Origin of the sequence: Streptomyces chryseus, assembly GCF_014650755.1 — a bacterium.
Taxonomy (GTDB): domain Bacteria; phylum Actinomycetota; class Actinomycetes; order Streptomycetales; family Streptomycetaceae; genus Streptomyces; species Streptomyces chryseus.
In genome coordinates, this window is sequence record NZ_BMVO01000003.1 from 387,270 (window position 1) to 400,200 (window position 12,931).

At 73.7% G+C, this 12,931-nt stretch carries 9 protein-coding genes; 8 read left to right on the forward strand and 1 reads right to left on the reverse strand.

All coding sequences use genetic code 11. The annotated features are described in order from the left end of the window. Window positions 1–2 precede the first annotated feature (2 nt). From nusA to IE185_RS08685, 8 genes are all read left to right on the forward strand, one after another. The gene (gene nusA / locus IE185_RS08650) at window positions 3–1,007 is read left to right on the forward strand and encodes a transcription termination factor NusA (protein WP_138898977.1); all 1,005 of its coding nucleotides are present in this window, start codon (window positions 3–5) and stop codon (window positions 1,005–1,007) included. A 75-nt stretch (window positions 1,008–1,082) separates the two neighbouring features. After that, on the forward strand, window positions 1,083–1,367 hold the full coding sequence (locus tag IE185_RS08655) for a YlxR family protein (RefSeq protein ID WP_138898976.1): 285 nt from the start codon (window positions 1,083–1,085) through the stop codon (window positions 1,365–1,367). A 147-nt stretch (window positions 1,368–1,514) separates the two neighbouring features. Beyond that, the gene (gene infB, locus IE185_RS08660) at window positions 1,515–4,655 is read left to right on the forward strand and encodes a translation initiation factor IF-2 (RefSeq protein WP_189714921.1); all 3,141 of its coding nucleotides are present in this window, start codon (window positions 1,515–1,517) and stop codon (window positions 4,653–4,655) included. A 145-nt stretch (window positions 4,656–4,800) separates the two neighbouring features. Next, on the forward strand, window positions 4,801–5,094 hold the full coding sequence (locus tag IE185_RS08665) for a DUF503 domain-containing protein (protein ID WP_138897905.1): 294 nt from the start codon (window positions 4,801–4,803) through the stop codon (window positions 5,092–5,094). Window positions 5,095–5,144: 50 nt separating this feature from the next. Then, window positions 5,145–5,609 carry a 30S ribosome-binding factor RbfA gene (rbfA, locus tag IE185_RS08670; protein WP_138897906.1) on the forward strand — a complete coding sequence of 155 codons (465 nt, stop codon included), beginning with the start codon at window positions 5,145–5,147 and terminating at the stop codon, window positions 5,607–5,609. Then, window positions 5,606–6,508: a tRNA pseudouridine(55) synthase TruB gene (gene truB, locus IE185_RS08675; protein ID WP_138897907.1), complete on the forward strand. Its 903-nt coding sequence runs from the start codon at window positions 5,606–5,608 to the stop codon at window positions 6,506–6,508. Before rbfA ends, truB begins: the two co-directional genes overlap by 4 nt. A 232-nt stretch (window positions 6,509–6,740) precedes the next feature. Continuing rightward, window positions 6,741–10,472, forward strand: a complete 3,732-nt coding sequence (locus IE185_RS08680) for a S1 family serine peptidase (protein ID WP_189714923.1) — start codon at window positions 6,741–6,743, stop codon at window positions 10,470–10,472. Window positions 10,473–10,506: 34 nt separating this feature from the next. Beyond that, window positions 10,507–11,487 (forward strand): bifunctional riboflavin kinase/FAD synthetase, encoded by a 981-nt coding sequence (locus tag IE185_RS08685; RefSeq protein WP_138899247.1) that lies wholly within the window; start codon window positions 10,507–10,509, stop codon window positions 11,485–11,487. Between the two features lie 74 nt (window positions 11,488–11,561). Here IE185_RS08685 and IE185_RS08690 read toward each other — a convergent pair whose 3' ends face one another. Next, entirely contained in the window at window positions 11,562–12,581 is a 1,020-nt protein-coding gene (locus tag IE185_RS08690) for an ABC transporter ATP-binding protein (protein ID WP_138908837.1), read from the reverse strand. Window positions 12,582–12,931 lie beyond the last annotated feature (350 nt).

Here is a 12,931-nt window from a genome sequence, read left to right on the forward strand (position 1 = left end):
CCATGGACATCGACGTAAAGCTCCTGAAGGGCTTGGCGAAAGAAAAGGAGATCTCCTTCGACCTGATGGTCGAGGCGATCGAATCGGCCCTCCTCATCGCGTACCACCGCACCGAGGGCAGCCACCGCCGCGCGCGCGTGGAACTCAGCCGCGAGACCGGCCATGTGACGGTCTGGGCGAAGGAGGACCCGGCCGACCTCGAAGAGGGCCAGGAGCCCAAGGAGTTCGACGACACCCCGTCCGACTTCGGGCGGATCGCGGCCAGTACCGCCAAGCAGGTCATCCTCCAGCGTCTGCGCGACGCCGAGGACGACCGGACCTTCGGCGAGTACGCGGGCCACGAGGGCGATGTCGTCACCGGCGTCGTCCAGCAGGGCAGGGACCCCAAGAACGTCCTGGTCGACATCGGCAAGCTGGAAGCCATCCTGCCGGTGCAGGAGCAGGTGCCCGGCGAGGAGTACACGCACGGCCTGCGTCTGCGGTCGTACGTCGTCCGGGTGGCCAAGGGCATGCGCGGTCCCTCCGTGACGCTTTCCCGCACCCACCCGAACCTGGTGAAGAAGCTCTTCGCCCTGGAGGTCCCGGAGATCGCCGACGGCTCGGTCGTCATCGAGGCCATCGCCCGCGAGGCCGGCCACCGCTCCAAGATCGCCGTGCGCTCGACCCGCTCGGGTCTGAATCCCAAGGGTGCCTGCATCGGCCCGATGGGCGGCCGCGTGCGCAATGTCATGGCGGAGCTGCACGGCGAGAAGATCGACATCGTGGACTGGTCGGACGACCCGGCCGAGATGGTCGCCAACGCCCTGTCGCCCGCGCGCGTCAGCAAGGTCGAGGTCGTGGACATGGCGGCCCGGTCCGCCCGGGTCACCGTTCCGGACTACCAGCTGTCGCTGGCCATCGGCAAGGAGGGCCAGAATGCCCGCCTCGCCGCGCGCCTGACCGGTTGGCGCATCGACATCCGTTCCGACACCGAGCAGCCCGACGGCGAGTCCTCCCACCAGGACTGAGGCCGGTTTTACGACAACAACCGTTCGATTTTTGCCCCCATGGGGTGAGGTCGCCGCGGGGAGGTAGACTTAATAGTGTCTGGCCGGACGCATGCCCGCGTGTGCCCTGAGCGAACCTGTGTGGGATGCCGGGAGCGAGCGGCCAAGCGCGAACTGCTGCGCATCGTGGAGATCGAGGGTGAATGTGTCCCCGATCCTCGCGGTACGCTGCCCGGCCGGGGTGCGTACATTCACCCCGCCCCTGCGTGTCTCGCCCTGGCGGTCCGCCGCCGGGCGTTTCCCCGGGCCTTTCGGGGCCGGGCACCGCTCGACACAACGGCACTGAGCCGGTTTGTCGAGCAGGCAACAGCAACACCGTAAGAAGAGAACGGCACGGATAACCGTGCGGTCAGGTACCTCGCGAGTTGGAAGTAGGTCGAGATTGCGATGAGCACTCGATGAGTACGCGATGAGTACGCCCATGAAGTAGCGACGGTCCGGCGGTAACCCGGACCTCAAAGGAGCGAAGTGGCAAAGGTCCGGGTTTACGAACTCGCCAAGGAGTTCGGTGTGGAGAGCAAGGTCGTCATGGCCAAGCTCCAAGAACTTGGCGAATTCGTCCGTTCGGCGTCCTCGACGATCGAGGCGCCGGTTGTACGCAAACTGACTGACGCACTGCAGGGTCCCGGCGGCAACGCCGGCAAGTCCGCAGCAAAGCCGGGCGCGCCGCGTAAGGCGACGCCCGCGAAGCCGTCTCCGGCGGCCCCCTCGTCCGCGCCCTCCCCGGCGCAGGCAGCACGTCCCGGCGCCCCCAAGCCCGGCGCACCGGCCCCCAAGCCGGCCGCGGCCGAGGCCCCGGCCGCCCCCCAGACGGGAACGGCGCCGTCCGGTGCCCCGCGTCCGGGTCCCAAGCCCGCGCCCCGGCCCGCCCCGGCGGCCCCGGTGCCCGCGGCTGAGTTCTCCGCGCCCGAGCCGGCCCAGCAGGCTCCGGCTGCCCCCGCGCAGCCCCAGCAGGCCCCGCGTCCCGCGGGCGCCACGCCGGGTCCGCGGCCCGCTCGCCCGGCCCCGGCCGGCCAGCGTGACGCCGGTCAGCGTGACGGCGGCCAGCGCGACGACCGCCGTGGTGGCGAGCGTCCCGCCCGCCCCGGTGGCCAGCAGGCCCCCCGTCCCGGCGGCGCCCGTCCCGCGGGTCCCCGTCCGGGCAACAACCCGTTCACCTCCGGTGGCTCCACCGGCATGGCGCGTCCGCAGACGCCCCGTCCGGGTGGCGCCCCGCGTCCCGGCGGTGCCGGCGCCCCCGGTGGTGCCCCGCGTCCGCAGGGTGCTCCCGGCGGCGCTCCGCGTCCGCAGGGCCAGGGTGGCGGCGCTCGTCCCACCCCCGGTGGCATGCCCCGTCCGCAGGGCGGCGCCCCGCGGCCGGGTGGTGCTCCGGGCGGTAACCGTCCGAACCCCGGCATGATGCCGCAGCGTCCTGCTGCCAGTCCCCGTCCCGGTGGCGGTCCTGGCGGCGGTGGCCGTGGCCCCGGCGGCCCCGGTGGCCGTCCGGCAGGCGGCGGCGGTCGTCCCGGTGGCGGCGGCTTCGCCGGCCGTCCGGCCGGTCCCGGCGGTGGCGGCGGCGGCTTCGCCGGCCGTCCCGGTGGTCCCGGTGGCGGTGGCGGCGCGGGCCGTCCCGGTGGCGGCGGCGGCTTCGGCGGTCGTCCCGGCTTCGGTGGCCGTCCCGGCGGCCCCGGTGCCCGTGGTGGCACGCAGGGTGCGTTCGGCCGTCCCGGCGGCCCGGCGCGTCGCGGTCGTAAGTCGAAGAGGCAGAGGCGCCAGGAGTACGAGGCCATGCAGGCCCCGTCCGTGGGCGGCGTGATGCTGCCTCGCGGCAACGGACAGACCGTCCGCCTGTCGCGCGGTGCCTCGCTCACCGACTTCGCCGAGAAGATCAACGCCAACCCGGCGTCGCTCGTCGGCGTGATGATGAACCTCGGCGAGATGGTCACTGCCACGCAGTCCGTCTCCGACGAGACGCTCAAGCTCCTCGCCGAAGAGATGAACTTCATCCTGGAGATCGTCAGCCCGGAGGAGGAGGACCGCGAGCTCCTCGAGTCGTTCTCCATCGAGTTCGGCGAGGACGAGGGCGGCGAGGACATGCTCGTCTCCCGTCCGCCGGTCGTGACCGTCATGGGTCACGTCGACCACGGTAAGACCCGCCTCCTCGACGCGATCCGCAAGACGAACGTCGTCGCGGGCGAGGCCGGTGGCATCACGCAGCACATCGGTGCGTACCAGGTCGCCACCGAGGTCAACGGTGAAGAGCGCGCCATCACCTTCATCGACACCCCCGGTCACGAGGCGTTCACCGCCATGCGTGCCCGTGGTGCGAAGTCCACCGACATCGCGATCCTCGTGGTCGCGGCGAACGACGGTGTGATGCCGCAGACGATCGAGGCGCTGAACCACGCCAAGGCGGCCGGTGTGCCGATCGTGGTCGCGGTCAACAAGATCGACGTCGAGGGTGCCGACCCGACCAAGGTGCGCGGTCAGCTCACCGAGTTCGGTCTGGTGGCCGAGGAGTACGGCGGCGACACGATGTTCGTCGACATCTCCGCGCGCCAGGGTCTCCACATCGAGCAGCTGCTCGAAGCCGTGATCCTCACCGCCGACGCGTCGCTCGACCTCCGGGCGAACGCCGAGATGGACGCGCAGGGCATCGCGATCGAGGCCCACCTCGACAAGGGCCGCGGCGCCGTCGCCACCGTGCTCGTCCAGCGCGGAACGCTCCGCGTCGGTGACACGATGGTCGCCGGTGACGCGTACGGCCGAGTCCGCGCCATGCTCGACGACAACGGCAACAACGTCGAGGAAGCGGGTCCGTCGACCCCCGTCCTGGTCCTGGGTCTCACCAACGTCCCCGGCGCCGGCGACAACTTCCTGGTCGTCGACGAGGACCGTACGGCCCGCCAGATCGCCGAGAAGCGTGCTGCGCGTGAGCGCAACGCCGCCTTCGCCAAGCGCACCCGCCGGGTGTCCCTCGAGGACCTCGACAAGGTGCTCAAGGCCGGTCTGGTCCAGGACCTCAACATCATCATCAAGGGCGACGCGTCCGGTTCGGTGGAGGCTCTCGAGTCCTCGCTGCTCCAGCTCGACGTCGGTGAAGAGGTGGAGATCCGGGTCCTGCACCGCGGTGTGGGTGCGGTCACCGAGTCCGACATCGACCTGGCGATGGGCTCCGACGCCATCGTCATCGGCTTCAACGTCCGAGCTGCCGGCCGCGCCGCGCAGATGGCGGACCGCGAGGGCGTCGACGTCCGGTACTACTCGGTCATCTACCAGGCGATCGAAGAGATCGAAGCGGCCCTCAAGGGCATGCTCAAGCCGGAGTACGAAGAGGTCGAGCTCGGCACGGCGGAGATCCGCGAGATCTTCCGCTCGTCCAAGCTGGGCAACATCGCCGGTGTTCTCGTCCGCTCCGGAGAGGTCAAGCGCAACACCAAGGCGCGCCTCATCCGCGACGGCAAGGTCATCGCCGAGGACCTCAACATCCAGGGTCTGCGCCGCTTCAAGGACGACGTCACCGAGATCCGCGAAGGCTTCGAGGGCGGTATCAACCTCGGAAACTTCAACGACATCAAGATCGACGACGTCATCGCGACGTACGAGATGCGCGAGAAGCCGCGCGGCTGAGCCGTGTAGCCACGCAGTGCAGTCGGGGCCGCTCGGCGGAGATTATTTCCGTCGAGCGGCCCCGGCCGTTGCGTGTACGGTGCTGGTGTCCCTGCCAAGCGGTTGGCGGGGCACGACCCCGAACCGGCGGGACATCCGGACACACATGTATGTGGGGACACTGTCCTTCGACCTGCTCCTCGGCGACGTACGGTCGCTGAAGGAGAAACGCTCCGTGGTACGCCCGATCGTCGCCGAACTCCATCGCAAGTTCGCGGTGAGCGTCGCGGAAGTCGGCGACCAGGATGTCCATCGCAGGGTCGAGATCGGCCTCGCGGTGGTATCAGGGGACACGGGGCACCTGACGGAAGTACTCGACCGGTGCGAGCGCATGGTCGCCGCCCGGCCCGAGGTGGAACTGCTGTCGGTACGACGGCGGCTCCACGGTGATGAAGACTGAAGTACTGAAGTACCTGAAGTTCAGCAGCAGCAGAAAGAGGAGACGGACCGGTGACCGACAAAGCGCGGGCCCGCAAGCTGGCCGATCGCATCCAGGTCGTGGTCGCGGAGACCCTGGACCGGCGAATCAAGGATCCGCGACTGGGGTTCGTGACCATCACGGACGCCCGGGTCACCGGTGACCTGCGGGAGGCCACGGTCTTCTACACGGTCTACGGCGACGACGAAGCGCGCGCCGCCTCGGCGGCAGCGCTGGAGAGCGCCAAGGGTGTCCTGCGCTCCGAGGTCGGGCGGCAGACCGGCGTACGCCACACGCCGTCGCTGGCCTTCGTCGCGGACGCGCTGCCGGACAACGCGCGCACGATCGAGGACCTCCTCGACAAGGCGCGCGCCAAGGACGCCGAGGTGCGCCAGGTGTCGACGGGCAAGACGTACGCCGGCGAGGCCGACCCGTACCGCAAGCCCGAGGACGAGGACGAAGCCGAAGCCGAGGACGAGGGCGAAACCGCGGAATGAAGCAGCGCACCACCACGACGCCGGACGGCCTTGTCATCGTCGACAAGCCGTCCGGCTTCACTTCGCACGACGTCGTGGCCAAGATGCGCGGGATCGCCAAGACCCGCCGTGTCGGGCACGCGGGCACCCTCGACCCCATGGCGACGGGCGTTCTCGTCCTCGGCGTGGAGAAGGCGACGAAGCTCCTCGGCCACCTCGCCCTGACCGAGAAGGAGTACCTCGGTACGATCCGGCTCGGCCAGACCACGGTCACCGACGACGCGGAGGGCGAGATCACCGCGTCCGCCGACGCCTCCGGGGTGACCAGGGAAGGCATCGACGCGGGTGTCGCCGAGCTGACCGGCGCCATCATGCAGGTGCCGTCCAAGGTCAGCGCCATCAAGATCGACGGCAAGCGGTCGTACTCGCGGGTGCGCGAGGGCGAGGACTTCGAGATCCCGGCCCGGCCGGTGACCGTCTCGTCCTTCCAGGTGTACGACGTGCGCGAGGCGGTGGCCGAGGACGGGACGCCCGTCGTCGACCTCGTCGTCTCGGTGGTCTGCTCCTCCGGTACGTACATCCGCGCCCTCGCGCGCGACCTCGGCGCGGGGCTCGGCGTCGGCGGTCACCTGACCGCCCTGCGGCGCACCCGGGTCGGCCCGTACGGGCTGGACGCCGCGAAGACGCTGGAGCAGCTCCAGGAGGAGCTCACGGTCATGCCGATCGCCGACGCGGCGGCCGCCGCGTTCGCGCGGTGGGATGTGGACGAGCGGCGCGCGGGCCTGGTGACCAACGGCGTACGGCTCGACATGCCGGCGTACGACACCAGCCCGGTCGCGGTCTTCGGGCCCGAGGGGCGGTTCCTGGCGCTCGTCGAGGAGAGCCGGGGCAAGGCGAAGAGCCTGGCCGTCTTCGGCTGAGGACGCGCCGGGCACCGTCCGGACCCACCGTGGAGCGGCCGGCCCTCGGGCCGCCCGCTCCACGATCCCCCTCGGTAGGGGTCTGTCCAACCTGCCCCGCCGATTCACCCCTTTGGGCGGGCGCTCGGAGTGAACGGCCGGTGCCCAGGGGGCGCTTTCGCGGTGCGTCCTTCTCCCGCTGATCACCGTCGGCCTAACGTCGGGTGCACGGGGCACGGCGGGAGGTTCGGCGATGGCGGTACGGGAGACGCCGCTGCCCGCGCCCGCGCCGGTCACGCTGGTGCGGATCTGCGACCTGGCCGGTCGCCCGCGCGGGACCGGGTTCGTCGCCGACGACCTGGGCACCGTCGTCACCAGCCACGAAGCCGTCGACGGCCTGAGCCGGGTCGTCCTGCACGCGCCCGGGGAGCGGACCTGCCTGGCCGAGGCCGAGGCGATCGTCCCGCTGCCGGAGACGGGTCTGGCGCTCGTACGGACCGAGGGGCTCGGCGTACCCCCGGTGCCCGTCGCGGTGCGGGAGGAGATCGAGACGGGCCTGTACGTGCGGCTGGCGGCCGGGGGCTGGCGCGAGGCGCGCGTCCTCAGGCAGGTACCGGTCACCTATACGGCGATCGACCGCTTCCACCTCATCGACGATGCCGTCGAGTTGGCGATGGGCACGGCAGGCAGCGACGCGCTGCGGCTCGGCGGCCCGGCGGCGGGCGGGCCGGTCCTGGACGCCGGGACGGGAGCGGTACTGGCCGTCCTCGGCACGGCCCTGTGCGCGGAGCGGCGGGCCGCGGGATTCGCCGTACCCCTGCGGACGGCGGCGGCGACCCGGCCGGACGGCCCCCTGGCGGAGCTGCTGCGGCGCAACGCCGCGACGGTGCCGGCGTACGGGCCCGACGTCAATCTCGCGGGAGCGGTACGGCTGACGGCCGCCGCGCCGAGCGGGCCGGCTCCGGCCGACGGGCCGGACCCGGTGGAACGCCCTTACCTGACACGGGAGTTCGCCGCCTTCTCGGCGTCCGCCGACGCCCTGGTGCTCGCCCTGGTCGGGGACCCGGGGACCGGTCGTACGACGGAACTCGCCGCGCTGGCCGCGCGGCGTGCCCGGGGCCCCGAGCCCGCTCCGACGCTCCGGCTGCGCGGCGCCGGCCTGCGGGCCGGGGACGCGTCGGTCGCGGACGCGGTGGGGCGGGCGCTGCGGGAGGCGGAGCGGGCCGTCGCCGCGTCGGGGGAGTGCGGCCCCGGCGCCGGAGCGGCCACGCCGGAGCGGGTGGCGCGGGCGGCCCACGCGGGAGGGCGGCCGCTGTTCGTACTGCTGGACGATCCGGAGGACATGCCGCCCGCGCTGCTGCACCGGCTGCCCGACTGGACGGCGGGGACCGCGGGTTGGCTGCGGGAGACCGGGGCGCGGCTGGTGGTGGCGTGCCGGGCCGAGTACTGGCAGACAGCCGGTGCGCTGTTCCCCGGGGGCGTGGCGCACCGGCCGGCGCGGCCGTTCCCGGGGCTGCCCGGGGCCGTACGGACCGGGAACCTGAGCGAGGCGCGGGCGGCCGCCGCGCGCGAGCGGTACGGCATCCCGGACGGGACGCTCGCGGACCCCGCCGACGCCCGGCACCCGCTGACGCTGCGGCTGCTCGCGCAGGTGCGGGAGGCGCTGGAGGGCGAGGCGCCGGGCCGGCCCTCGCGCGAGGACGTGTACGCGGCGTACCTGGACCTGGTGTGCCTGCGCGTCGCGGGACGGCTCGCGGCGGCGCGGCGGCCCGCTGTGCGGGGCACGGCGGTGCGGCGGCTCGCCGCGAAGGTCGCCGGGCAGGTGCACGAGGCGGCGCGACGGTGTCTCGGGCCGGGGGGCGGCGGACTGGACCGCGCGTCGTTCGAGGAGATCTTCCCGCCGCGCGCCGGCTGGGCGTCGGCGGTGCTGACGGAGGGCCTCCTGGTGCCGGCCGGGGACGGCTACCGGTTCGCCCAAGCGGCGCTCGCGGACTGGCTCCAGGGGCAGCACCTGGACATCGACGCGGTCCTGGGCACGGTGCTGGGCACGACCGCCGAGCCCGGCCCACCTCCGGCGGTTCATCCCTTCCTCCTGGAGCTGGAGCGCCACCGCGTCGGGCCGGTGGTCGAGTCCCTGCTGCTCCTGCACCGGGTGCACGGCCCGCCCGCCCTGGCGCGGAGGCTGATGGATCTGGTCCACGCGCTGGAAGAGGCGCCCGCAGCCCACCCCGCCGTCGCGGCCGGTGGCCCGCCCCGGGACTCCTCGGTGCCCGCCGTGCCGGCCCCTCGGGGGCCGTGGGGCGGGGGAGAAGCGGCTCCCGGGGTCCCGGACGCCACCGCCGGGGGCGCCCCCGCGGGAGCCGAAGACGGTGACGACGCACACGGCGGGGGCTCCTGGTGGGCGTGCCGGCTGCTGGCAGAGGTGCTGTCGCGGCTGGGCGACGCGACCGGGTGCCTGGGCGTGCTGCGCGTCCTGGCCGACGGCATCACCCGGTGGTCGGTCCGGGGCGACGCACCGCACTGGCTCGACCGGGCCGGGGAGCCGGGAACGCCGGGGGAGTTCGGGCCCGCGTTCTGGGAGCGGCTGCGCGTCCCGGAGGAGCAGCGCCTGGATCTGCTGCGGCGGCTGGTGCCCGCCGACGGGCCGCCGCGCCGGGCGAGCGGGACCGTACTGCCGCAGGGCCGGTACCTCGACGCCGTGGCACGTCGCCTGGAGGCCGCGCCACGGACCGTGCAGCCCCTTCTCTGCCAGTGGTTCGACGACGAACGGCGGCTGCCCGTCGACGCCGACGCCGACGTGCGCCCCACCGTCGCCGACACCGCCCAGGCGCTCCTCTACGCCCGCCGCGCGCTCGCCGTCGACGACCTGACCGAGGCCCTGGCCGACAGCGCGCACCCCCGCGCCGGCGAACTGCTCGCCGCGCTCGCCGAGGAGGAGCCGTCCGCGCTCTGCCGGGCCGTCGACCGCTGGTCGCACGACGACACGCGGCCGGGCCGCCCGGCCACCGCCGCCGCGTACGGGCTCGCCACCGCGCCGCACCTCACCACCCGCGCCGACCGCGAGCTGCTGCGCCACGCCGCGCTCGCGCTGCTCACCCGGCCCGGGGACACCTCCCTCCACGGACCCGCCCTGGGCCTGCTCGTACGCGACCCGGAGACGAGGTCGCGCTACCTGCCCCGGGCTCTGGCGGCGTTCGCGCGCGACGGCTCACAGCTGCCCGCCACCGCCCTCGCCGCCGCGCTCACCACCGACCCCGCACCCGTCCTCGCCGCCTTCCTGGCGCGCCTCGCGGACGGAGGCGAAGACGCGGCCGAGGTGCTGCGCGCACTCGCCGACGTCCGTGCGCCCGCGCTCGCCCCCCGCGCCGCCGAGCTCGTCCGCGCGTACGTCGTCCGGCACCCCGAGGGGGCCGCGCACGCCGCCGCGTACGTCGACCGGTGCCTGGAGCACGGCCCCGAGGCCCGCGCGGCCCTGCGGCCGCTGGTCACCGGTCTGCTGCGGGACCAGCCCCGCCAGGTACGGCGCGCCCTCGCCCCCGTGCTCGCCGCCCCCGGCACCCGCGCCTCGCGGGCGCTGCGGGGCGAACTGCTCGACGTACTCCTGGACTGCGAGCAGCGGTACGGGCGGGAGGTGCGGGACGGCGAGTGCGGGGCGCGGGACGTCGGCGTCCTGGAGGCGGTGCTGCTGGCCGCCGGAACCGGCGCGCGGCGCAGGGACGAGGCCCGCACCAGGGACCTCGTCCACCGCACCGGGATGCTCCTCGCCCGGACGCCGCAGGGGGCCGCCTGCTTCGACCGGCTGCTCGTCGGGCTCGCCCGCGAGGTCCCCGGTTTCGGCGCGCTCGTCGCCGGCTGGCTGGCCGCCGCACCGCACGAATGGGCGGCCGTGGTGGGGCCGGGCGCCCGCCGCGCGGTCGGGAGCCTGGCCTCCGCGATGCCGATGCGAGCCGCACCCCGTGGGCATGGCAGTCTTAGACCTGCGTAATCAGGTTCGAGTGCGGACGAGGAGAGCGGTCACAGTGCAGCGCTGGCGTGGCTTGGAGGACATCCCCCAGGACTGGGGACGCAGCGTCGTCACCATCGGCTCCTACGACGGCGTGCACCGCGGGCACCAGCTGATCATCGGGCGGGCGGTCGAGCGCGCCCGTGAGCTGGGCGTGCCGTCGGTCGTCGTCACGTTCGATCCGCACCCCAGCGAGGTCGTGCGCCCCGGCAGCCACCCCCCGCTGCTCGCCCCGCACCACCGCCGGGCCGAACTGATGGCGGAGCTGGGCGTGGACGCGCTGTTGATCCTGCCGTTCACCCAGGAGTTCTCGAAGCTCTCGCCGGCCGACTTCATCGTCAAGGTGCTGGTTGACAAGCTGCACGCACGGGCGGTCATCGAGGGCCCCAACTTCCGTTTCGGGCACCGGGCGGCCGGCAACGTGGCGTTCCTGTCCGAACTGGGGCAGACGTACGACTACGAGGTCGAGGTCGTCGACCTGTACGTGCGGGGCGAGGCGGGCGGCGGCGAGCCGTTCTCCTCCACGCTGACCCGGCGGCTCGTCGCCGAGGGCGACGTCGAGGGCGCGGCGGAGATCCTCGGCCGGCCGCACCGTGTCGAGGGCGTCGTGGTGCGCGGGGCGCAGCGCGGCCGTGAGCTCGGCTACCCGACGGCGAACGTCGAGACGCTGCCGCACACCGCGATCCCCGCCGACGGCGTGTACGCGGGCTGGCTGACCGTGGCGGACGAGCGGATGCCCGCCGCGATCTCGGTCGGCACGAACCCGCAGTTCGACGGCACGGAGCGGACGGTGGAGGCGTACGCCATCGACCGGGTCGGCCTCGACCTGTACGGGCTGCACGTCGCTGTCGACTTCCTCGCGTACGTGCGCGGGCAGGAGAAGTTCGACTCGATCGAGGCGCTGCTGGAAGCGATCGGGGCGGACGTGAAGCGGTCGAGCGAGCTGATCGAGGCGTACGAGGTCCGGGCGAGTGCCGAGGGGCCGGCGGCGCGGTAACCCCGAGCGCCGCGCTGACCCCGAGCCCCGCTGTACCGGCGAGCGCCGCGGGGATTGCCGTCCCCGCGCCCGTCCTACGGTTCGAGCGCGCCGGCGGTCTCCGTTCCGGCGACGCGGGCCGCCGCCCAGTGGCAGGCGACCTGCGCCTCGTCGCCGCCGGTCAGGACCGGCAGGAGCGTCGTACGGCAGTCGATGGCGACGCCCGCACGCTCGGCCTCACCGGACGCGAGCACCTGGCAGCGGGCGTGGAAGCGGCAGCCGTCCGGTACGCGGGACGGGTCCGGGGGCTCGCCCGTGAGGACGACCGGCGCCTCACCGGACTCCGGGAGCACGGACAACAGGGCGCGCGTGTAGGGGTGCTGAGGGTCCGTCAGTACCTGCTCCGCCGGGCCCGTCTCGACGATCCGGCCCAGGTACATCACCGCGACGCGGTCCGCGATGTTCCAGGCGAGACCGAGGTCATGGGTCACCACCAGGGCGGAGAGCCCGAGTTCGTCGCGCAGCGACAGGAGCAGGGCCAGGATCTCGCCCCGTACGGACGCGTCCAGTGAGGCCACCGGCTCGTCGGCGACGATCAGTTCGGGCTCCAGGACCAGCGCGCCGGCGATGACGACGCGCTGGCGCTGGCCGCCGGAGAGCTCGTGGGGGTAGCGCAGGAAGAACCGCTCGGGGGGACGGAGCCCGGCGCGGGACAGCGCCCCCGCGACCGCGTCGCGTTCGTCACCGGCGTAGCCGTGGATCCGCAGCCCCTCCGCCACCGCGTCGTACACGGTGTGGCGCGGATTGAGCGAGCCGCTCGGGTCCTGGAGCACGAGCTGGACGCGTTTGCGGTAAGCCTTGAGGGAGCGCGAGCCGTAGTCGAGGGGCGCGCCGGCGAAGGTGACGTGGCCCGAGGTGGGCGCCACCAGGCCGAGCAGGGAGCGGGCGAGCGTCGTCTTGCCGCAGCCGGACTCGCCGACGAGGGCGACGATCTCGCCGGGGCGGATGTCGAGGTCGACACCGTCGACGGCCCGCGCGGTCGCCGCGCCGCGCCGCCCGGGAAAGGCGACGTGCAGTCCGGCGGCGGAGAGGAGAGGGCTGACAGTGGTACGCATGTCTGGCTCCGGGGCGGTGGGTGGGGCGAGTACGAGCTGCGGTCTTGGGACATCAGGCTGCGGTCCGGGCGGGGCCGCTGCGCGGAGCCCTTCCCCTACCCGCCCGTTCCCGAACCGGGACGCTGCCCCGGGCCCGGCCTTTCGAGCGCCGGAGGGGAAGCGCCCGGCGGGCGGGCAGTGCGCTCCGGCCGGTGGCGCGCCGTGGGTGGGAGGCGGGCCTGGCCGGATGGGGGTCGCGCCCGGCTGGAGGGCTGCGGCGCGCCGAGCACGGCTGACGCACCCGTGCGGGCGGCCTGCCCCGCTGAGCGGGCATGCCCAGCCCGTCCGGCGTTCGAGGACACGCCAGGGCG

What these genes read in the sequence shown, in the direction of transcription:
- nusA (WP_138898977.1), top strand. Translation starts at nt 3, where the DNA reads ATGGACATCGACGTAAAGCTCCTGAAGGGCTTGGCGAAAGAAAAGGAG.
- IE185_RS08665 (WP_138897905.1), top strand. Translation starts at nt 4,801, where the DNA reads ATGTATGTGGGGACACTGTCCTTCGACCTGCTCCTCGGCGACGTACGG.
- truB (WP_138897907.1), top strand. Translation starts at nt 5,606, where the DNA reads ATGAAGCAGCGCACCACCACGACGCCGGACGGCCTTGTCATCGTCGAC.
- IE185_RS08680 (WP_189714923.1), top strand. Translation starts at nt 6,741, where the DNA reads ATGGCGGTACGGGAGACGCCGCTGCCCGCGCCCGCGCCGGTCACGCTG.
- IE185_RS08690 (WP_138908837.1), bottom strand. Translation starts at nt 12,581, where the DNA reads ATGCGTACCACTGTCAGCCCTCTCCTCTCCGCCGCCGGACTGCACGTC.